Annotated in this window: 19 protein-coding genes; 15 read left to right on the forward strand and 4 right to left on the reverse strand. The window is 57.7% G+C overall.

The window, feature by feature from the left end; genetic code table 11:
* Positions 1–39: 39 nt before the first annotated feature.
* Positions 40–426 (reverse strand): glutaredoxin family protein, encoded by a 387-nt coding sequence (locus QC816_RS15460; protein ID WP_309783237.1) that lies wholly within the window; start codon positions 424–426, stop codon positions 40–42.
* A 212-nt stretch (positions 427–638) separates the two neighbouring features.
* On the opposite strand from QC816_RS15460, the gene mpl reads away from it, so the two are divergent.
* From mpl to QC816_RS15475, 3 genes are read left to right on the forward strand one after another with little or no spacing between them, the layout of a single operon-like run.
* On the forward strand, positions 639–2,024 hold the full coding sequence (gene mpl, locus QC816_RS15465; RefSeq protein WP_264826210.1) for a UDP-N-acetylmuramate:L-alanyl-gamma-D-glutamyl-meso-diaminopimelate ligase: 1,386 nt from the start codon (positions 639–641) through the stop codon (positions 2,022–2,024).
* Positions 2,024–2,683 (forward strand): flavin prenyltransferase UbiX, encoded by a 660-nt coding sequence (locus QC816_RS15470; RefSeq protein WP_085919264.1) that lies wholly within the window; start codon positions 2,024–2,026, stop codon positions 2,681–2,683. The genes mpl and QC816_RS15470 overlap by 1 nt, the downstream gene beginning before the upstream one ends.
* 3 nt (positions 2,684–2,686) lie before the next feature.
* Entirely contained in the window at positions 2,687–3,310 is a 624-nt protein-coding gene (locus QC816_RS15475; RefSeq protein WP_309783241.1) for a LysE family translocator, read from the forward strand.
* A 28-nt stretch (positions 3,311–3,338) separates the two neighbouring features.
* Here the strand turns inward: QC816_RS15475 and QC816_RS15480 are convergent, their stop codons facing one another.
* Complete coding sequence (locus tag QC816_RS15480) at positions 3,339–4,271, reverse strand: diguanylate cyclase domain-containing protein (protein WP_309783243.1); 933 nt, start codon at positions 4,269–4,271, stop codon at positions 3,339–3,341.
* The gene (locus QC816_RS15485) at positions 4,268–5,122 is read right to left on the reverse strand and encodes a hypothetical protein (RefSeq protein ID WP_085919266.1); all 855 of its coding nucleotides are present in this window, start codon (positions 5,120–5,122) and stop codon (positions 4,268–4,270) included. The genes QC816_RS15480 and QC816_RS15485 overlap by 4 nt, the downstream gene beginning before the upstream one ends.
* Before the next feature lie 192 nt (positions 5,123–5,314).
* Between QC816_RS15485 and QC816_RS15490 the strand changes: the two genes are divergently transcribed.
* The 11 genes from QC816_RS15490 to lipB all read left to right on the forward strand — a co-directional run bounded on the left by QC816_RS15490 (position 5,315) and on the right by lipB (position 15,672).
* Positions 5,315–6,622, forward strand: a complete 1,308-nt coding sequence (locus QC816_RS15490; RefSeq protein ID WP_309783245.1) for a glutamate-5-semialdehyde dehydrogenase — start codon at positions 5,315–5,317, stop codon at positions 6,620–6,622.
* Positions 6,619–7,284: a nicotinate-nucleotide adenylyltransferase gene (gene nadD / locus QC816_RS15495; protein ID WP_085919268.1), complete on the forward strand. Its 666-nt coding sequence runs from the start codon at positions 6,619–6,621 to the stop codon at positions 7,282–7,284. The genes QC816_RS15490 and nadD overlap by 4 nt, the downstream gene beginning before the upstream one ends.
* A gap of 55 nt (positions 7,285–7,339) precedes the next feature.
* Positions 7,340–7,720: a ribosome silencing factor gene (rsfS, locus tag QC816_RS15500; protein WP_085919269.1), complete on the forward strand. Its 381-nt coding sequence runs from the start codon at positions 7,340–7,342 to the stop codon at positions 7,718–7,720.
* Positions 7,717–8,184, forward strand: coding sequence for a 23S rRNA (pseudouridine(1915)-N(3))-methyltransferase RlmH (rlmH, locus tag QC816_RS15505; protein ID WP_085919270.1), 468 nt, complete (start codon positions 7,717–7,719; stop codon positions 8,182–8,184). Before rsfS ends, rlmH begins: the two co-directional genes overlap by 4 nt.
* Before the next feature lie 54 nt (positions 8,185–8,238).
* The gene (gene mrdA / locus QC816_RS15510; protein WP_199285214.1) at positions 8,239–10,146 is read left to right on the forward strand and encodes a penicillin-binding protein 2; all 1,908 of its coding nucleotides are present in this window, start codon (positions 8,239–8,241) and stop codon (positions 10,144–10,146) included.
* 2 nt (positions 10,147–10,148) lie between these two features.
* On the forward strand, positions 10,149–11,306 hold the full coding sequence (gene rodA, locus QC816_RS15515; RefSeq protein ID WP_309783247.1) for a rod shape-determining protein RodA: 1,158 nt from the start codon (positions 10,149–10,151) through the stop codon (positions 11,304–11,306).
* Positions 11,307–11,353: 47 nt separating this feature from the next.
* Positions 11,354–12,412, forward strand: a complete 1,059-nt coding sequence (gene mltB, locus QC816_RS15520) for a lytic murein transglycosylase B (RefSeq protein WP_309783249.1) — start codon at positions 11,354–11,356, stop codon at positions 12,410–12,412.
* Positions 12,409–13,368 carry a septal ring lytic transglycosylase RlpA family protein gene (locus tag QC816_RS15525; RefSeq protein ID WP_309783251.1) on the forward strand — a complete coding sequence of 320 codons (960 nt, stop codon included), beginning with the start codon at positions 12,409–12,411 and terminating at the stop codon, positions 13,366–13,368. Before mltB ends, QC816_RS15525 begins: the two co-directional genes overlap by 4 nt.
* 66 nt (positions 13,369–13,434) lie before the next feature.
* Positions 13,435–14,634: a D-alanyl-D-alanine carboxypeptidase family protein gene (locus tag QC816_RS15530; RefSeq protein ID WP_085919275.1), complete on the forward strand. Its 1,200-nt coding sequence runs from the start codon at positions 13,435–13,437 to the stop codon at positions 14,632–14,634.
* 58 nt (positions 14,635–14,692) lie between these two features.
* Positions 14,693–15,004 (forward strand): HP0495 family protein, encoded by a 312-nt coding sequence (locus QC816_RS15535; protein ID WP_085919276.1) that lies wholly within the window; start codon positions 14,693–14,695, stop codon positions 15,002–15,004.
* Entirely contained in the window at positions 15,004–15,672 is a 669-nt protein-coding gene (gene lipB, locus QC816_RS15540) for a lipoyl(octanoyl) transferase LipB (RefSeq protein WP_085919277.1), read from the forward strand. The genes QC816_RS15535 and lipB overlap by 1 nt, the downstream gene beginning before the upstream one ends.
* Positions 15,673–15,691: 19 nt before the next feature.
* On the opposite strand, the gene lipA is transcribed toward lipB, so the two are convergent.
* A complete protein-coding gene (gene lipA / locus QC816_RS15545; protein ID WP_085919278.1) occupies positions 15,692–16,747 on the reverse strand; it encodes a lipoyl synthase in 1,056 nt (351 codons plus the stop codon).
* Between the two features lie 293 nt (positions 16,748–17,040).
* Between lipA and QC816_RS15550 the strand changes: the two genes are divergently transcribed.
* Positions 17,041–19,392 (forward strand): DUF3141 domain-containing protein, encoded by a 2,352-nt coding sequence (locus QC816_RS15550; RefSeq protein WP_085919279.1) that lies wholly within the window; start codon positions 17,041–17,043, stop codon positions 19,390–19,392.
* The last annotated feature ends 22 nt before the right edge of the window (positions 19,393–19,414 follow it).

Here is a 19,414-nt window from a genome sequence, read left to right on the forward strand (position 1 = left end):
AAGGAGTAGTTGGAAACGTCACCCAGGCAGGCTTTCAAATTATCCAAACCGTTGATGTAGCCAGCGATTGATCTCATCAGATTCATACAGCCATTCTTCGCGTCCATCATCGTGGGCAATTTTCAAGCACGGCACTTTGACGCGGCCGCCACCTTCCTGCAGTGCCTTTTTGTGGTCAGGGTCCAACTGGGCATCACGTTTTTCAATCGTCAGCCCCAGGCGGGCCATTTCCTTGCGCACCTTGATACAAAACGGGCAGGTGCGGAACTGATACAACGCCAGGCTGTTACATGCTTCGTCTACCCTGGCCTGTTCCTCAGGCGAGCGCTTTACTGACTGGGGTGTCGAAAGTTTCTCGGATATCAGCATGATAGGTGCAAGCAATACGCGTAGACCGCGGAAAAAATAGCGTACCAGTATGCGCATAAAGTAACCCTCATCGTAATCATGCTTGCCGTCTCGATTAGAGTAGCGGGAAGCGTAGGCGTATGGACTGACCGGGCATCGTGCAATATCTGAGAGACGTTGTCACTGGAGGATGGTTCCCTTGTGGTACGGCCACCGCTCAAGACAGGTGAGCCCAAAGGCTGGGCGTGCTAGGCTTGCGGGCTGTTTAGGGGTTGTTTAGAGGCGTAGCGATGCATCTGCACATTATCGGAATTTGCGGCACTTTTATGGGCAGTTTGGCGCTGCTCGCCAGGGAGTTGGGTCATCAGGTGAGTGGTTCTGACGCCAATGTCTATCCGCCGATGAGCACCCAACTGGAAGAAGCGGGAATCAGCCTGATGGAAGGCTACCGGGCCGCGCACCTGCAGCCAGCCCCCGACATGGTGGTGGTAGGCAATGCGCTTTCCCGGGGCAATGAGGAAGTCGAAGCCTTGCTGAACAGCGGCCTCCCGTATACGTCCGGCGCCCAGTGGCTGGCAGAGCACGTGTTGCCGGGGCGGCGGGTAATCGCCGTGGCGGGCACACATGGTAAAACCACCACCGCCAGCCTGTTAGCCTGGTTACTGGAAAGTGCAGGTCTATCGCCGGGGTTTCTGATTGGTGGCGTGCCACGAAACTTTAACGTCTCGGCCCGGCTGGGGGCACTGGATGCGCCTTTCGTGGTGGAGGCCGATGAGTACGACACGGCGTTTTTCGATAAGCGATCCAAGTTTGTTCACTATCGCCCTGATATTGCGGTACTGCATAACCTGGAATACGACCACGCGGATATTTTTCCAGACCTGGCCGCCATCGAGCGTCAATTCCATCATCTGGTGCGAACCGTGCCCAGCCAGGGGCGTCTCTTGGTTGCCGATGGGCAGCCAGCGCTTGAGCGGGTGCTGCAGCAGGGCGTTTGGACGCCGGTTGACCATGTGGGCGACCACCCGGATAGCGCTTGGCAGTTGCGCAGCGAGCGCGCCGATGCAAGCCGTTTCCAGGTCATCTACCGCGATCCTGAAAGTACGATTGAAGAAGATGGCGTGGTGGAGTGGGCCTTGACCGGCGAACACAATGCACGCAATGCCTTGGCCGCATTGGCCGCTGCCTGGCAGTGTGGCGTCGACCTGGCGCGAGGCTGCGCAGCCCTGGCGCGCTTTGAAACCCCACGCCGTCGTCAGGAGGTGCGCGGGGAGGTCAGTGGTATTCAGGTCATCGATGATTTTGCCCATCACCCCACCGCCATTGCGGCGACGCTGCAGGGCCTCAGGGCGGCAACCCCGAAGGGGCGCCTGCTGGCGGTTATCGAGCCGCGTTCCAATACCATGCGATTGGGGGCAATGCGTGAACGCCTGATGGAAAGCGTAGCGGAAGCCGATGCGATTTTCTGGTTTCAGCCGCCCAGTGTGGCCTGGTCGATGGAGGCGCTAGTAGACGCTCAGGCGCATTCGACGCTTTACGATGATATTGACGTGCTGGTGAGCGCCGTCGTCACCCAGGCATCACCTCAGGATCGTATTGTGGTGATGTCGAACGGCAGCTTTGAGGGCGTTCACGAGCGCTTGATAAGCGCATTAGCCGCCAGGAAGGAGGCGTAATGGCAAACCCGATGACAGCGACTTTCAAACCACCGGTCACCGTCGCGCTGACCGGTGCCTCGGGGGCACAGTACGGGCTTCGGCTGATTGAGGTGCTGGTGGCCGCCAACCATGAAGTCTGGGTGATGATCTCCAAGGCCGCCCATATGGTGATCGCCACCGAAACCGAGATTACCCTGCCCGCGCAGCCAGAAAGGCTTGCCGCGGCGCTGAGCGAGCGCAGCGGCGCGGCTGACGGGCAAGTTCGCTGTTTTGGTCGTGAAGACTGGATGGCGCCTGTGGCGTCAGGGTCGGGCGCGCCTTCTGCCATGGTGATCTGTCCGTGCTCGACGGGCACGCTGTCGGCCGTGGCCACCGGTGCCAGCAACAACCTGATCGAGCGCGCGGCTGACGTGGCGGTGAAGGAGCGACGCACGCTGGTGATGGTGCCGCGGGAGAGCCCGTTTTCCCCGATTCATCTCGAGCATATGCTGGCCCTGAGTCGGCTTGGCGTGGTCATCCTGCCTGCAGCGCCCGGTTTCTACCATCGTCCTCAATCCATTGATGATTTGATCGATTTTATTGTGGCGCGCATTCTCAATCAGTTGGGCATCGATCACCAATTGATGCCGCGCTGGGGGGAAAAACAATCGACTGCTTCAACAACCAAGGATGGATAGCCAATGATGTCGTGGGCCACGCTCTCGGTATTTGTGCCGACTTTTTTGCTGGTGTCGTTAACGCCGGGTATGTGCATGACGCTGGCGATGGTTCTGGGTATGACCCAGGGCGTCAAGCGCGCCCTCTGGATGATGGTCGGCGAATTAATCGGGGTCGGGCTGGTAGCCGCGGCGGCGGGCGCAGGTGTGGCAGCACTGATGCTGCGCCAGCCAGCGCTTTTTATGGCGTTCAAATGGGTAGGCGGTGCGTACCTGGCCTATATCGGCATCATGATGTGGCGCTCGAGAGGGCGTATGGCGATCCCCAATGAGCTTGAAGCTGGCCCACCGGCAGGGCGGTGGCAATTGGCACTCCAGGGATTTTTAACGGCCGTCGCCAACCCCAAAGGATGGGCGTTTTTCATGGTGCTGCTGCCGCCTTTCCTGGATAGCAGCCGACCTCTCGGCCAGCAACTGATTACGTTGATCGCCGTCATATTGACCATCGAGTTTGTCAGTATGCTGGTCTATGCCACCGGCGGAAAAACCCTGCGTCGTGTGCTGGGTAAAAGCGGCAATGTTCGCCTGTTGAACCGTATTGCCGGGACGTTGATGATTGGTGTGGGGGTGTGGCTGGCGCTGGGATAAGGCCAAGTCGATACGGTCTGGTTGTCTGTCAGGGGGTCGCCAGTGCGTTGCCCCGGTTTTCCAGGCGTTGCAGATAGTGTTCAAAATTTTCTTTGGGGCAGGGCAGGCACGCGGCGATGCGCGCCTCGCACTGTCCGGTTTCGACCAATACACGCCGTGAAAGCGCGCGCTGAAGCCGGTCCCGGACCAGTAGCGCTCCGCTTTCGCTGGTGTCGGGCAATACCAGCCAAAAGGTTGCATTGTCGGCACGCCCCAGCAGGTCGTGGTCGCGGCAGCAGCTATATACCTCGGTGCACAAGGCGCCAAGCAATGCCTGGGCGGCGCGGGCGCCGAACTGCTCTTCCGCCATGTCACGTTGAGGTAAGTGGATGACCAGCACTGCCAAACGCTGGTTGAGCATATCGGCCCGCTGGTATTCACTGTGCAAACGTTCCTTCAGTGTGTCGATATGGTAGGCGTCGCACTCGCTGTCATTGGGATCGGTGGCTCGCAGCAATGCGCGGCGTCTTGCATGTTCCCAGCGTGGCAGTGCAAGCAAAAGCGCCAGCGCCACGTAACCCATCACCAGGGTAGGCGATGCTTGGGCTAGCGCAGGCATCAACCACCACAGTGGAATTAATACCATATGCAATAAGACCGCGCTCAGCAGGGGAAGCAGCAGGAAAGCGGCGGTCATCGGCAAACCGATCCAGATCAGTGGGGTTTCGGGTTGGTAATAAAGCGCGGCAATGACGCTTGTATAGGTGCAAAAAAGCAGCACCAGCCTCGGCAGGTGAGCGCGCATGTCCTGGCCCAGATGGAGCAGAAAGGCGGCCAGCAGGAGCAGGATCATGAAGCTGGGCATGACGAGGTCGCGATATTCGCCCATGGCATAAAGCCAAACAGTATAGCTGCCCATCAAGGCGATACTGGCTATATACGCCAGCGTCACCAGTTGCCGAGGGAAATGATGCTGAGTCATGGCTGGCCTCGCAATTCGCCTGCCTCTCGTCGGGTCAGCGTTTGAAGCGTTGAGGGGGTAGGGGGCACATCCATTAACTCGATTGGGTTGGCGATAGTGTTGTCGGGTAACGCGTTGATTAATGACTGGTAACGCTCATGCGCTTCGAGTGCCGAGCGAGACAGCATTAACGTTGCCAGGGTCGTGCCATCGAGACGATACACATTCTCGAAGTCGTGGGTAAGTTCGCAGAGTTTTTTGGCTGTTGGCCACAGTTGATGGCGCTTTACATGCAGGACTATTAGTTCGCCATAAATGCCTTCCCGCGCGCAACGCGTCTGTTCCCGCTGGATGTCCCTCACCAACTGCTCGCCAGCCCACAGGTTCAAGCCTGGAACGAGTCGCAACCGTTGGCGAATCGCTCCGTTCATGTCGATCAGCTGTTGTGCACGGGCCAATGCCAGAACGCACAGGATCGCCAGTGAAATAACCATCAATAGCCAGGCGGGTGTCGATAACTGCGGGGCCACCAGCACACTGCTGAGCAGGGCAGCGCTTATGTTGAACGCGGCTACCCAGCTCATTTGCGGTAACATGAACAAGGCCGCCCAGGCCCAGATCAACAGACCGTGGCGTTCCGGAGCGGCGGCAATCAGCCCGAGTAGAAGCGCCCCGGGCAGCAGCTGCCACGGACGGCCACGCGGGTAGCGGTGGCTGAAGTCCAGTAAAAGGGCGGTAATAAATAGCCAGCCTACTGAAAGCCATAGCACCAACGCAGCCGACGGCGGTGCGGAGGGTGTCCATAGGGCAAGCGCTACGGCCGCCGCCAGCAGGTTGGCTCTTAATAGACGTATTTTGTATTTATTTTGCATGGTGGCTTACTATCAACCCTTGGACAGATGCGTGATGGTGAGCGTGATATGCGTAAAATCGTCATTAGAAAGGTGGCGAGAAGTGTTAAATAAGCCCTTAGTATAGCGCTAAAATAGCTTAGCACGCCGCTTAACTTACAGGCTAAATATGACCGAGTGGCTTATGCCCACCGAGAAATTTATGGAGATCGCATGAGCGTTTCAACATCGTTCGACGCCGATGCAAAGCTATCCCTTGAGGCTGGCGATGTCGCGGCCTACATGCAATCACTTGGCAAAGCCGCTCGTCAGGCGGCGAGTGAGCTGCGTCGCGCTGATTCGGGCCAGAAAAACCGAGCGCTGTATGCCATGGCCGCCCGCCTGGATGCGGCCCGTGAGGATGTGCTGGCGGCCAACAGCGAAGACCTGTCAAGAGGGCAGGAAAACGGCCTTGATGCGGCGTTGCTGGATCGTCTGGCCCTCAGCGATGCGCGTATCGACGCCATGATCGAGGGGTTGAGCCAGGTGGCCGCACTGCCCGACCCGGTGGGTGAGATCAGTGACATGCGCTATCGCCCCAGCGGTATTCAGGTGGGAAAAATGCGCGTTCCCCTGGGCGTGATCGGCATCATCTACGAGTCGCGTCCTAACGTGACCCTTGAAGCCGCGAGTTTATGTCTTAAAGCGGGTAATGCCTGTGTGCTGCGGGGTGGCTCCGAGGCGCGTGCGTCCAATGCAGCCATTAGCCGCTGTATCCAGGAAGGGCTTGGCGATGCAGGGCTGCCAGCCGGTAGTGTTCAGGTGGTGGCCACGAGTGACCGCGCAGCGGTCGGGGCAATGATTACCATGCCTGATTATATCGACGTGATCATTCCCCGCGGTGGCAAGTCGCTTATCGAGCGTATTTCCCGCGAAGCGAAGGTGCCGGTCATCAAGCACCTTGACGGTGTCTGTCATGTCTATATCCACAGTCTGGCCGATCCGGCCAAGGCGCTGTCGATTGCGGTCAATGCCAAGACTCACCGCTATGGCACCTGCAATACCATGGAAACGCTGCTGGTGGATGCGGCGATTGCCGACCTCCTGCTGCCCGAACTCGCCCGTCAATATGCCGAGCATGAGGTCGAATTGCGTGGCTGCGAGCAAACCCAGGCGCTGCTTCCTCAGGCGCTTCCGGCAAGCGACGATGACTGGAGTGCCGAATATCTGGCGCCGATACTCGCAATCAAGGTGGTCGACGACATTGATGAGGCGATCGCCCATATTGAACGCTATGGTTCGCATCACACCGACGCCATCGTGACTGAAGACTACTCGCTAGCCCGCCGTTTTATGGCCGAAGTGGACTCAAGCTCGGTGGTCGTTAACGCTTCGACTCGTTTCGCCGATGGGTTCGAATATGGCCTGGGGGCTGAAATCGGCATCTCCACGGATAAGTTGCATGCCCGAGGGCCGGTTGGGCTTGAAGGCTTGACCACTCAGAAGTACGTGGTCATGGGTAGTGGCCAGGTTCGCGAATGACCCGGCCGGCACGTATCGCCATGCTCGGCGGCACCTTTGATCCGGTGCATAATGGTCATTTGCGCAGCGCGGTGGAGTTGCGTGATGCGCTAGGGCTGGACACAGTCCACATGATACCCGCACCGCAGCCGCCCTTGCGCGATACGCCTCAGGTATCGCCGCAACAGCGCCTTGAACTGTTACAAACGGCCATTGGTGATACGCCAGGTCTCAAGGCCGATGGGCGTGAGCTTGAGCGTGATGGTCCTTCCTATAGCGTGGATACGCTGCGTTCGCTTCGCCATGAGTACGGTGAACAGGCGCGACTGGTCATGGCCATAGGCTGGGACGCGTTTTTGCGGCTTGACCAATGGCACAAGCCTGAGCAGCTGTTTGCGTTTGCCCACCTGGTGGTGATCGCCCGACCAGGCCATGCCGATGCACCGTCGAGGCCTCTTATGGAACTGCTGGACGAGCGTGAAGTCGATAGCGTGTCCCGTTTAATGGCCTCGCCTCACGGGCAGGTATTACGTGTCACCTTGCCTTCCACGATGGCCATTTCAGCAACCCACATTCGCCAGTGGCTGGGGCAGGGCAAAAGCGTACGTTTTCTGGTCCCCGAGGCGGTGGAAAGTACCATTTTACGCGAAGGGCTGTATCAGCGCTGGCAGTCCGCTTATTAGTCGTTACAATGGCCCGCTTAAAAAAGCGCATTACATGGGGTTATCGTTAGGAGATATGCACATCGATACATTGAAGAGCGTAGCGCTTGATGCGCTGGAAGAATTGAAGGCTCGAGACATCGCTCAGTTGGACGTCACTGGGCTGACCGACGTTGCCGATATCATGTTGATTGCCAGCGGTACGTCAACCCGCCATGTTGCTGCCCTGGCCCAGAACGTGGTTGAAAAAGCCAAAGCTGCCGGGCTATCCCCGCGGGGTGTCGAGGGGGGTGACAACGCCGACTGGGTGCTTGTCGATCTGAGCGACGTGATTGTTCACATCATGCTGCCTGAAGCACGCGCCCTGTATGACCTTGAACGTTTATGGGCCGACTTGCCCAGCGACACCGGGCGGCGTGAGCTTTCGCTAAGTGACGAGCCGGCCAGCATGTCATGAAAATCCGCCTGTTGGCGGTGGGCAGTAAAATGCCCGCCTGGGTGGAAGAGGGCGTAGAAACCTACCGCAAGCGCCTGCCGAAAGATTTCAGCCTGGATATCGAAGAAGTGGCGCTGGGCCAGCGTGGTAAAAATGCGGATATAGCCCGGGCTCGGGAACAAGAGGCGGAGCGCATTCGCAGCAAGCTACGTGGCAACGAGCATGTGGTCGCGCTGGAGGTTGATGGCAAGGCCTGGACCACCGAACAGCTCGCCCGGCAGGCCGATGGCTGGCGACTGCAAGGTCAGGATGTGGTGCTGCTGGTTGGCGGCCCGGACGGGCTTGATCCTGCTGTGTCGGCGATGGCTCAGCAGCGCTGGTCGTTATCGCCACTTACCTTACCTCATCCATTGGTGCGTATCATGCTCGCCGAGCAGCTTTATCGTGCCTGGACGCTGCTGGTGGGGCATCCCTACCATCGTTGAGTTATTCAGACAGCTGGATGCCCTTCATCGATTGAATGAGAGTTAGTCATCGCTATGCCACCGCGCTCCGACAAGCTTAAGAACACCGAGCAAGAACTTCGGATTTTTCGTGCCAGAGCCTTACTGGCCTTTGTGGTTGTGGTGGCCTTGACGAGCCTGCTGGTTGGACGTCTGGCTTATCTGCAGGTTGCTCAGCATGATGTTTACAGCACACGCTCTGAAAAAAATCGTGTTCGCGTTGAACCCTTGCCGCCTAACCGTGGGTTGATATACGACCGCAACGGGGTGCTACTGGCGGAAAACCGGCCCACCTACAACCTGACACTGGTGCGCGAGCGATCGGAAGACGTCGATGAAACCCTGGAACTTCTGGTCGAGCTTCTTGAACTCAAAGGTGAAGAAATCAGCACCTTCTATGAGCGCTCCCAGCAATGGCAGCGCCCCTTTCAGCCCGTTCTTCTGGCGAGCGACCTCAGTGAGGAGCAGATTGCCCGGTTAGCCGTTAATCGTCATCAGTTACCCGGAGTGGAGGTCGAGGCTCAATTACTGCGTTATTACCCCAATGCTGAGGTGATGGCGCATGCGCTGGGTTATGTCGGACGCATCAACGCCGAAGAGTTGGCTAACCTGGATGCGACCCGCTATGCCGGAACGCACTTTATTGGCAAGACGGGTATCGAGCGGTTTTACGAGGATGAACTGCACGGCCAGGCAGGCTTGCGAAGGGTTGAAACCAACGCGCGGGGGCGTGTGCTGCGTGAGCTTGGACGCACCGACCCAGTGCCCGGCAAGGATTTGACGTTGACCCTTGATTCGTCGCTGCAGATGCTCGCCTACGAGTTGATGGATGGCCGCCGGGGTTCAATCGTCGCCATCGAGCCAGACAGTGGCGAGATACTTGCCATGGTCTCGACGCCCGGTTTTGACAGTAATCAGTTTGTCACCGGTATCGACAGGGCCTCGTATCAAGCACTCCAGGAAAATCTTAACTTGCCGTTGTTCAACCGGGCAACTCGTGGTCACTATCCGCCCGGCTCGACGATCAAGCCTTTCCTGGCGCTTGGCGGACTTGTCGATGGAGCGATCACGCCCGATACCACCATCAACGACCCCGGCTATTATCAATTGCCCAATGATTCAAGGCGTTATCGAAACTGGCTGCGTTGGGGGCACGGTCGCGTGGATCTGGAACGCTCGCTGGCGGTGTCCAACAATACCTTTTATTACTCGCTGGCACACGAAATGGGCATTGATAGTCTCCATGAGCAAATGACCAACTTCGGTTTTGGTCAGCGTGTTGCGCATGATGTCCAGAGCCAGAGCTCAGGCTTGATGCCATCGCGTGAATGGAAGCGCGAACGTTTTAACCAGCCCTGGTATCCAGGTGAGACACTATCCGTGGGTATCGGTCAGGGGTACTGGCAGGTTACACCGCTGCAGTTGGCCACCGCCACGGCCACATTGGCCAACCGTGGTGATTGGGTGAAGCCTCGTATGGCGCGAAAAATTGGTGATAAGCCGCTGGAACGGGACCTGCCCGATACCCCGGAGGATATCAACCTGGCACAAGACGACTGGTGGGACAGTGTGTTCAGCGGCATGGAAAAGGTGGTGAGCGGCAGAGAAGGGACCGCGCGGCGTACTGGTGTGGGTCTTGAGTATCGCATGGGGGGCAAATCGGGCACGGCACAAGTGTTTTCGCTGGGCCAGGACCAGCGCTACGATGCCGACGAGCTCGAAGAGCGCCTGCGTGACCATGCGCTGTTCATTGCCTTTGCGCCTATCGAAGACCCGCAAATTGCCGTTTCGGTCATCGTTGAAAATGCTGGTGGCGGGAGTACCCACGCCGCCCATCTTGCCAGGGCGATGACCGATGAATGGTTGCTGGACGACGATGCCCCCGAAGTCGACGAGGTGCGCGAGACCCTGGAAACCGATACCAGCAACGTGGAGGGCAACTGATCATGCCATGGCAGGCCATAACCCGATCACTACGCGGCCATCCGGTGCGTCCCAGCGGGGGTATCCCCAAGCGTCGCAGTATCTGGGAGCGCATTCATCTTGACCCCTGGCTACTGGGCCTCCTTCTGATCCTGATGAGCAGTGGCCTGCTGGTGATCTATAGCGCCTCTGGCCAGAGCGTGAACGTGGTCATTGCCCAAGCTATTCGCTTTGGTGTCGCGCTGGTGGCAATGGTGGTGGTGGCCCAGTTTTCACCGATCTTTTTCATGCGCTGGGCACCCGTGGCCTACGGGGTCGGCGTGCTGATGCTGGTAGCTGTAGAACTGGTCGGTGATTTTGGCATGGGCGCTCAACGCTGGCTGGAAATCCCAGGTGTCATCCGCTTTCAGCCCTCGGAAATGATGAAGCTGGCCGTTCCCATGATGGTCGCGGCCTATCTCTACCGCTGTGAACTGCCCCCCAAGCTGAAAGATATTGTGGTCTGCGCATTCATTATTGGTCTTCCGGTCGCATTGATTGCCGCCCAGCCCGATTTGGGCACGTCACTGTTGGTTGCCAGTGCGGCGATCATCGTCGTGTTGCTGGCCGGTTTGTCGTGGCGACTGATCGGATTGGTGTCTGTGCTATTGATTTCAGGCTTTCCCTTGCTGTGGATGAACCTGCATAACTATCAGCGCCAGCGCATACTGACGTTTCTGAATCCGGAGACGGATCCGCTCGGCTCAGGCTGGAATATCATCCAGTCAACGACCGCCATTGGTAGCGGCGGTGTTTTTGGTAAGGGGTGGCTTGAGGGAACGCAATCACAGTTGGAGTTTCTGCCTGAGCGTCATACTGACTTTATCGTTGCGGTGCTGGGCGAAGAAGTTGGGCTTATCGGTATGGTGGTACTGATTTTTCTGTACCTGCTCATTGTGAGTCGCGGGCTGTGGTTGGCTAGCGAGTCGCAGAATACCTTTGGCCGTCTGGTCGCCGGCAGCATCATTCTGACGTTTTTTATCTATGTATTTGTCAATATCGGTATGGTGAGTGGAATATTGCCGGTCGTTGGGGTGCCGTTGCCGCTGGTCAGCTACGGCGGCACCTCAAGCGTGACCTTGCTGGTGGGTTTCGGTATTCTCATGTCGATTCACGCGCATCGTCGGCTTCTTCCACGCTAGCGGTAGCGATAGAAAATCACAGCGCAGCCCACAGGAGCAGTGAGTGAATGAATAGAGCCAAACGGATGGCGGTTGTCGGCGTGTTGGGGGTTATGGTCGGCGGCCTGGCGTTTCCTCTAATGGCGGAGGATGACGGTGCCCAGTATTTCGACCCTGAGCACCATGCAGGCGCGCGTGCATTGGTGAAAAGTCTTGAGGACGAAGGATTGCCGAGCGACTGGTTAAACCGACAGTTGCGTCAGGCCAGACTGCGTCAGTCGGTGCTGGATGCCATGGCGGGGGCCGCCGAGCGTCATCTTGAATGGCACGAATACCGCGATATTTTCATGACCCAGCAGCGTATTGAAGAAGGCGTCGAGTTTCAGCAGGCCCATCAGGATGCGTTTGCCAAAGCGGAAGACGTTTATGGTGTTCCCCGCGACATCATTACCGCGATTATCGGCGTCGAGACCTACTATGGTCGCTACCGGGGTAGCCATCCGGTACTGGATTCCTTGGCGACGTTGGCCTTTGAGCATCCCACGCGGGGGAATTTTTTTAGTCGTGAGCTAGGGGCCTTTCTGCAGATTGCGTACGAGCAGCAAGTTGACCCTGTGGCCCTAAAGGGCTCCTATGCCGGGGCAATGGGCTACCCCCAGTTTATTCCGACAAGCTATCAAGCCTATGCCGTTGACTTCGATGATGACGGGCAGCGCGATCTTTGGAACAACCCGGTTGACGCGATTGGCAGCGTTGCCAATTATTTTGCGGAGCACGGCTGGCAGGAAGGGCGTGCGGTCTATTACCCGGCGGAGGGGCCTGAAACGATGCCCTCTGATCTGTCCGTCAACCAGATAACACCCCCCGATACGTCGTTGGAGGCCTTGCAACGCGCAGGTATCACGCCGGATGTGGCGCTGGATGAAAGCGCCTCGGTCACGCCGCTGGTGCTTACTCTGAGCGATGGTCAACTGACGTATCGGCTCGCTGATCACAATTTTTACGTAATTACCCGCTACAATCACAGCCATCTTTATGCCATGGCCGTTGCCGAGTTGGCAGAAGCCATCTCCGCTGAGGCGCAAGCGGTGGGCGTAAAAAGTCTCCAGGGTGAGGATGACGCATGAAGTATTACGTTAACGTCTGGCAGCAATTAGGTTGTGCTGCCTTGATTCTGGTGGTTGTCAGCGGCTGTGCAAGTCACGAGCCGATGAGTGGCTCAAGCCAGTCAGCGCAAAATCGCACAGGAGCAAGTGCCGAGCCGAGCAATGATCGTGATACTGCCGGCGGGCGTTACGCCATGAGCGGGGATGCCTATCCGCTCGAGCCGCCGGATGTCTCCAGCGTGCCGGATGCAGTGCCCCGCGATGAACCGCTTTCACGGGCAGGCAACCGATCAACCTACGAGGTTTGGGGTAAGACCTATCATGTCTTGCCCGATGCCGACGGGTACACCAAGCAGGGGCTGGCCTCCTGGTACGGCGAAAAGTTTCACGGCTACGCAACGTCGAACGGTGAAATCTATGACATGTACAAAATGTCGGCGGCGCATCGTTCGCTCCCGCTGCCCACCTATGCACGTGTGACCAGTGAACGTAACGGACAGTCGGTGATTGTCAGGGTCAATGACCGTGGTCCTTTCCACAGTGACCGCGAAATTGATCTTTCCTACGCGGCAGCTGCCAGGCTGGGTATTCTGGATGAAGGGACTGGCGCGGTGACGGTCGAGGCGATAAATCCCGAACAGTGGCAGGCGCAGCGTTCGCGTAACACGTCTCGGTCAACGCCTGTGCCCGACACGGCAACGGCAAGTGCACCGGAAACGCCCGAGCGCAACAGAGATAATCCGCCGAGCGAGCCAAGTGGTGGGGTCGTCTATTTACAAATAGCCGCGTTAGGCGATCCCCAAAACGCTCAGAAAATGCGTTCAGAATTGAGCAATACCATTTCTCACGATGTGCGTGTGAACCAGGACGACGACATTTATCGCGTTCAGGTGGGGCCGGTCGCTGCTGATCAAGAGAGTGACGCTCGCAAAGCGTTACACGATGCGGGCTTTACCGATGTGTTTATCGTGCGATAATTGTTAATCGATATTTTAGACGCGCGCTACTGAGCGCGTTTTTTTCAAGTCAATGAGAATGTGATCATGAAAGTGTTAAGTGCTTTGTTTTCTTCTGCGCGGCTTTGTGTGTTTGCGGCGGCCATTGTGGTCGCCCCTGCTGTCAGTGCTCAAGAGACGCCCCAGCCGCAAACGATTATTCCCGCACCGCCGCAGTTGGCCGCCAGCTCGTGGATATTAATGGATGCCGATAGCGGCAAAGTACTGGCACAGCATGATGCGGATGAGCGCTTACCGCCCGCCAGTTTGACCAAGTTAATGACCGCCTATCTGGTAGAGCGTGAGCTGGATCGGGGTAGCATTGCCCTTGATGATCAGGTGAGCATCAGCGAAAAAGCGTGGCGTACGGGCGGTTCTAAAATGTTCGTCGAAGTCGGCGACCAGGTCGCGGTTGAAGACCTGCTGCATGGCATCATCATTGTGTCTGGCAACGACGCCAGTGTGGCGATGGCCGAGCACCTGGCGGGCGGTGAAGCCCCGTTTGCCGATTTGATGAACCAGCATGCGGCGCGGCTGGGCATGGAAAATTCCAATTTTGAAAACCCGACCGGGCTGCCGGGAGAAAACCACTACTCATCTGCCCGCGATATGGCCCTGTTGACTCAACATATCGTCAATGACTATCCAGAGCATTACGCCATCTACTCTGAGCGTGAGTTTACCTTCGGCGGTATTTCGCAACCGAACCGTAACCGCCTGCTGTGGCGAGACCCAACGGTGGATGGTCTGAAAACCGGCTGGACCTCCGAGGCCGGTTATTGCCTGGTGTCCTCGGCTAAACGAGACGACATGCGGTTGATTTCTGTGGTCATGGGCACCGATTCTGAAGAGGCCCGTGCTCAGGAAACTCAAAAACTGCTCAGCTACGGCTTCCGGTTTTTTGAAACCATGAGCCTTTACGAACGTGGTGCCGTGCTGGCCACGCCGCGTGTCTGGGGTGGTGATATCAATGAGGTTCGCGTCGGAGTGGATGAAGCCGTCACCATGACATTGCCGCGTAACCGCAATGACGAGCTGCGTGCACGCCTGAATCTCAACGCTGAGCTCCAGGCGCCCCTCAGTGTCGGCGACGAGGTGGGTACGCTCGAGATTCACATGGGTGACGATGTCGTCGGTGAACGGCAGCTAGTGGCACTGGAAGACGTTGAAGAGGGCGGCTTTTTCAAGCAGTTGCTTGATCAGGTTCGCCGCTTTTTCTCTAACCTGATCAGTAATTTTACTGATTGATGGTCAGCTGTCTTGCCGTCAAAGCAGGAATATCATTTGCAAAACCAGTGAGTTTGTCATGTCAAAAGGTGGACAAAACAGCTTTCGCGATCTGCGTCAGCCGGCGGCACAAGAAGCGCCCAAGATCAGCTTTCCTTGCCCCTATCCGTTAAAAGTAGTGGGTGACGCCACGGAGGATTTCCCGGCACGGGTTTGCCAGGTGATTGTCCGCCACGATCCCGACTTTGATGAGGCGACGATGCAAGTCATTGATAGCCGCAACGGACGCTTTCAATCGGTGAGGGTCACCATCACGGCAACCGGTGAACAACAGCTGAAGCAATTGTTCGACGAGCTGAAGGCCACTGGCCTCGTGCATATGGTGGTGTAATGACAACACCGCCCATCGAACTGCATGTGTTGGGCCGCAAGCCCTATCTGCCGGTTTGGCAGGCCATGCGTTCGTTGACGGATCATCGAGATCCACAGACGCCTGATCAGTTCTGGCTGGTCGAGCACGACCCGGTGTTTACCCAAGGGCAGGCCGGTAAGCCCGAGCATGTGCTGATGCCGGGCGACATTCCGGTCGTGCAGACCGACCGCGGCGGGCAGGTCACCTACCATGGACCCGGCCAGGTGGTGTTGTATCCGTTGCTCGACGTGCGGCGGGGTAAACTGGGCGTGCGTACGCTGGTGACCGCGCTTGAAAATGCGGTGATCAGCGTGCTGGCAGACTACGGTGTGTCGGCAAGGGCGCGTCCCGATGCGCCGGGCGTCTACGTGAAGGGCGACGCAGGGGAAGCCAAGATCGCGTCTCTAGGTCTGCGTATTCGCCGCGGAGCGAGCTTTCACGGTGTGGCGCTAAATGTCGACGGGGATCTGACGCCTTTTTCCTACATCAATCCCTGTGGCTATGCGGGCATGCCGATGACACGCTTGGCCGATTGGGTAACCTTGCCAAGCGACCATCGGGTAGGCGAGCAGTTGGCTGAAGCGCTGGCCGTCCAGTTGGATCGTTCACTGGTAACAGGCGTGCAACCGCCACCGCTGAATGCATAGCGGTGGCCGGTGGGGCTGATTAGCCGACATTGAGGGCCGGAATGATATTGGGATCCGGTTCTTCCTGGCCTGGCACGGCTGCCGGCGAAGCCAGCCCGAGGTTGTTCTTCTCGAAGACGCGGTCAGCACGGTAGCTTGAGCGAACAAGTGGGCCAGATGGCACTTCCATAAAGCCTTTCTCAAGCCCGATTTCGCGGTAGCGGTCGAACTCTTCAGGCGTTACCCAGCGCTCCACTGGCAGGTGATTCTTGGTCGGACGCAGATATTGTCCCAGGGTCACGATATCGACGCCGATTTCGCGAAGATCGTCGAATGTCTTGAGAATCTCTTCGTCTGTTTCACCCAGGCCAAGCATCAGGCTGGTTTTGGTGATCACGTCAGGACGGTAACGTTTTGCGTGGGCCAGGACGTCAAGGGTCTTGCGGTAGCCTGCACGCGGGTCACGAACCCGGCTGGTCAGGCGCTCAACCGTTTCGACGTTTTGGGCAAAGACTTCCAGACCTGAATCGGCAACTTGCTCGATGGCCGCGGGCGCCCCGTCAAAATCCGGGGTCAGTGCTTCAACCACCACGTGGGGGGTGCGTGCCTTGATGGCGCGAATGCAGTTGGCGTAGTGGCTGGCCCCCCCATCGTCCAGGTCGTCACGGTCCACCGAGGTAAGCACGATATAGCGCAGGCCCATCAACTCGACTGATTTTGCCGTGTTGTCTGGCTCTTCATGGTCGAGCCAGCCTTTCGGGTTGCCTGTGTCGACTGCACAGAAACGGCAGGCGCGGGTGCACACCGACCCCATCAGCATGATCGTCGCCGTGCCGTTGCTCCAGCACTCGCCCATGTTAGGGCAGTGGGACTCGGCGCACACCGTGCTAAGCCGATGGGTGGCAACGTTCTTTTTGACCGCCTCAAAGCGCTCGCCACCAGGGATTTGAGCGCGAAGCCATTTGGGCTTGCGATCCAGAGAAGGGGCATCGGCGTCTGCTTTGCGCTGCTTCATGCCATCTTTAATCACCGTCATGCCGTGTTCATTGCGGAATTTTTCACCGCTGGGGACACGTGGCGAGGTGTTATTGCTCATAGCGAGAGAGCCTCTCTACTGGGCGGCAGGCAATGTCATGCGGCGATGTAAGCCATGTCCGACTGCATGCCGATTGATACGTAGGTAGTAAGACATAATGTAACATAGGTTGGCTTTTGCATGACACCGCAGGGTGGATACCTGTCATGGGTAACCTGTGCACCGGTAATAGATTATACCAATGAGTCTGCGTTAGGCATCGACGTGATGCGGGGAAAGGCCTAAACTATATTGCGTTGCAGCATCATTGCTTTCGGGTTCGATGCTACCGCATCAACCCAATGGGAGATCCTATGAATTTCTTCGCTAACCCTTTATCGCCGACTCATAAAAACCAGGATAAAGCGACGGCATCTGTCAGTGATGCCATGGCCACGCTGTTCGATCCTTTCGGATTTGGCCGCGCCGCCTTTGATTACTGGCGAGATAGCGTTGAGCGTAGCGTGCTTTACCTGGACGTGATGCGTGAGCGCGGGAATCAATACCTGGCACATATGGAACAGACCAAACCCAGTGTGCTGGGGTTTGACACCGAAGTGTTGGTGGATGGGCGTACATTGCCGCAGCCTACCAACTATGAACTGCTGCGCGTGATACCGCCGGAAGGCATTGAAACAGATCCTGAAAGCCGTCCTTTTGTAGTGGTCGACCCGCGAGCCGGTCATGGACCCGGTATCGGTGGTTTCAAGCCCGACAGCGAGCTTGGTGTCGCATTAAAAGCGGGTCATCCTTGTTACTTTATCGGCTTTCTACCGTTTCCCGAGCCCGGACAAACGGTTGAAGATGTGGTCGAGTCTGAAGTGGCGTTTCTGCGTCATGTGATCGAGCGTCATCCTGAAACCAGCGAAAAGCCCATGGTGGTGGGGAATTGCCAGGCGGGCTGGCAGATCATGATGGCGGCGGCCCTTGAGCCTGAGGTGTTCGGCCCGATTCTGATCGCCGGTGCGCCGCTTTCGTATTGGGCAGGCGAGCATGGCAAGGCCCCCATGCGTTATACCGGGGGCATGACCGGCGGTAGCTGGATAACCGCGATGACCAGCGACCTGGGTAATGGCCTGTTCGACGGTGCCTGGCTGGTGCAGAATTTCGAGCGTCTCAACCCGGCGAACACCTATTGGAAAAAGCAGTACCACCTGTTTGACAATATTGATACTGAGGCAAATCGATACCTCGAGTTTGAGCGCTGGTGGGGTGGTCACGTAGTCCTTGGTGGCGAAGAGATTCAATATATCGTCGACAACCTGTTTGTCGGCAACCGGCTATCCACCGCACAGTTGGTCACGCGTGACGGTCGCCGCATCGACCTACGCAACGTGCGCTCGCCGGTGGTGGTATTCTGCTCGCGGGGCGACGATATTACGCCGCCGCCACAGGCGCTGGGTTGGATCCGTGATCTTTACGAAGATGAAAAAGATATCATTGCCAATGAACAGACCATTGTTTATTGCCAGCATGATACAACCGGTCACCTGGGTATCTTCGTGTCGAGCAGCGTGTCGCGCAAGGAGCATACCGAGTTCACGGCCAACATGGATTATATCGATGTGATGCCGCCGGGGCTTTACGAAACCACGATTACACACGCCGATGAACGCCACGACGGCGAGAGCCTCGAGCGGGACTACCTGCTTGAATTTTCGCCGCGTAACTTTGACGAGCTTGATCGTGAAGTCATGCACAAGCCCGAAGATGACCGGCGTTTCGCGACCGTGGCGCGTATTTCCGAAATCAATCTGGGTCTTTATCGGCTTTATATGCAGCCCTGGCTTCAGGCGGTCATGACCCCTGAAGCAGCCCGCTGGATCCGCCGGATGCACCCGATTCGTTTGGGCTACAAGTTGCTTTCTGACCGTAACCCGATGAGTGTGCCGCTACCCGTGATGGCCGAGCAGGTTCGCCAGTCGCGTCACCCGGTGGGCAAGGACAACCTGTTCAAGGCATTTGAAACCATGACCTCTGATCAGATCGTGGCAGGGCTCAATGCCTGGCGCGATGCCCGTGACGGTGCCACCGAGCGGTTGTTCATGGATATCTACGGGCAACCCCTGTTACAGGCCGCTGTTGGGCTTTACGGTGACGCCCACGTGCACCGCCGTCGCCCCGGCGACGAGCCGGAACACCGCCGCTTTCTGGAGCAGCGCGAGAACGAACTGCTTGCCAAGATTGCCCAGGGTGGGCCTCACGAAGCGGTCATGCGTGCCGTTATTTACGTGCTGGGTGGCGCACCCGCGACGGACGAGCGCAACTTCAAGCGGCTGCGCGCGTCCAGAGCGGCGTTGGAGCCCAGCGCCAATTTAAGCGACTTCAAGAGCCTGGTGCGTGAGCAGTTCTTTATCCTGAAGCTGGATCGGGAGCAAGCGCTTAACACCTTGCCAACACTGCTAGAAGGCCAGACCAACGACGAGATTGATGCTCATCTTTCGCACCTGGAGGATGTGCTGTCGGCCAGTGGTGAGCTCTCTGAGCATGCTGCATCGCGCTTTGCACAGGCCAAGGAGTTGTTTAATCAGGCCCGGCCTGTTGAAAAAGCCGTTGCGGCAAGTCCACAGACGCCTCAGCAGGCTCCCCAGGCGTCGCCCGCCAAGGCATCGACGGCGAGTAAGACGTCCGCGACGTCACGGCGCAAATCGCCGCCTAAACAGTAGCGGTTTCATCGAGTGCTACACG

It is taken from the genome of Vreelandella janggokensis (assembly GCF_031451615.1).
GTDB lineage: Bacteria > Pseudomonadota > Gammaproteobacteria > Pseudomonadales > Halomonadaceae > Vreelandella > Vreelandella janggokensis.

Coding starts and splice junctions, on each gene's coding strand:
- QC816_RS15460 (WP_309783237.1), bottom strand. CDS start 426: ATGCGCATACTGGTACGCTATTTTTTCCGCGGTCTACGCGTATTGCTT.
- mpl (WP_264826210.1), top strand. CDS start 639: ATGCATCTGCACATTATCGGAATTTGCGGCACTTTTATGGGCAGTTTG.
- QC816_RS15470 (WP_085919264.1), top strand. CDS start 2,024: ATGGCAAACCCGATGACAGCGACTTTCAAACCACCGGTCACCGTCGCG.
- QC816_RS15475 (WP_309783241.1), top strand. CDS start 2,687: ATGATGTCGTGGGCCACGCTCTCGGTATTTGTGCCGACTTTTTTGCTG.
- QC816_RS15480 (WP_309783243.1), bottom strand. CDS start 4,271: ATGACTCAGCATCATTTCCCTCGGCAACTGGTGACGCTGGCGTATATA.
- QC816_RS15485 (WP_085919266.1), bottom strand. CDS start 5,122: ATGCAAAATAAATACAAAATACGTCTATTAAGAGCCAACCTGCTGGCG.
- QC816_RS15490 (WP_309783245.1), top strand. CDS start 5,315: ATGAGCGTTTCAACATCGTTCGACGCCGATGCAAAGCTATCCCTTGAG.
- nadD (WP_085919268.1), top strand. CDS start 6,619: ATGACCCGGCCGGCACGTATCGCCATGCTCGGCGGCACCTTTGATCCG.
- rsfS (WP_085919269.1), top strand. CDS start 7,340: ATGCACATCGATACATTGAAGAGCGTAGCGCTTGATGCGCTGGAAGAA.
- rlmH (WP_085919270.1), top strand. CDS start 7,717: ATGAAAATCCGCCTGTTGGCGGTGGGCAGTAAAATGCCCGCCTGGGTG.
- mrdA (WP_199285214.1), top strand. CDS start 8,239: ATGCCACCGCGCTCCGACAAGCTTAAGAACACCGAGCAAGAACTTCGG.
- rodA (WP_309783247.1), top strand. CDS start 10,149: ATGCCATGGCAGGCCATAACCCGATCACTACGCGGCCATCCGGTGCGT.
- mltB (WP_309783249.1), top strand. CDS start 11,354: ATGAATAGAGCCAAACGGATGGCGGTTGTCGGCGTGTTGGGGGTTATG.
- QC816_RS15525 (WP_309783251.1), top strand. CDS start 12,409: ATGAAGTATTACGTTAACGTCTGGCAGCAATTAGGTTGTGCTGCCTTG.
- QC816_RS15530 (WP_085919275.1), top strand. CDS start 13,435: ATGAAAGTGTTAAGTGCTTTGTTTTCTTCTGCGCGGCTTTGTGTGTTT.
- QC816_RS15535 (WP_085919276.1), top strand. CDS start 14,693: ATGTCAAAAGGTGGACAAAACAGCTTTCGCGATCTGCGTCAGCCGGCG.
- lipB (WP_085919277.1), top strand. CDS start 15,004: ATGACAACACCGCCCATCGAACTGCATGTGTTGGGCCGCAAGCCCTAT.
- lipA (WP_085919278.1), bottom strand. CDS start 16,747: ATGAGCAATAACACCTCGCCACGTGTCCCCAGCGGTGAAAAATTCCGC.
- QC816_RS15550 (WP_085919279.1), top strand. CDS start 17,041: ATGAATTTCTTCGCTAACCCTTTATCGCCGACTCATAAAAACCAGGAT.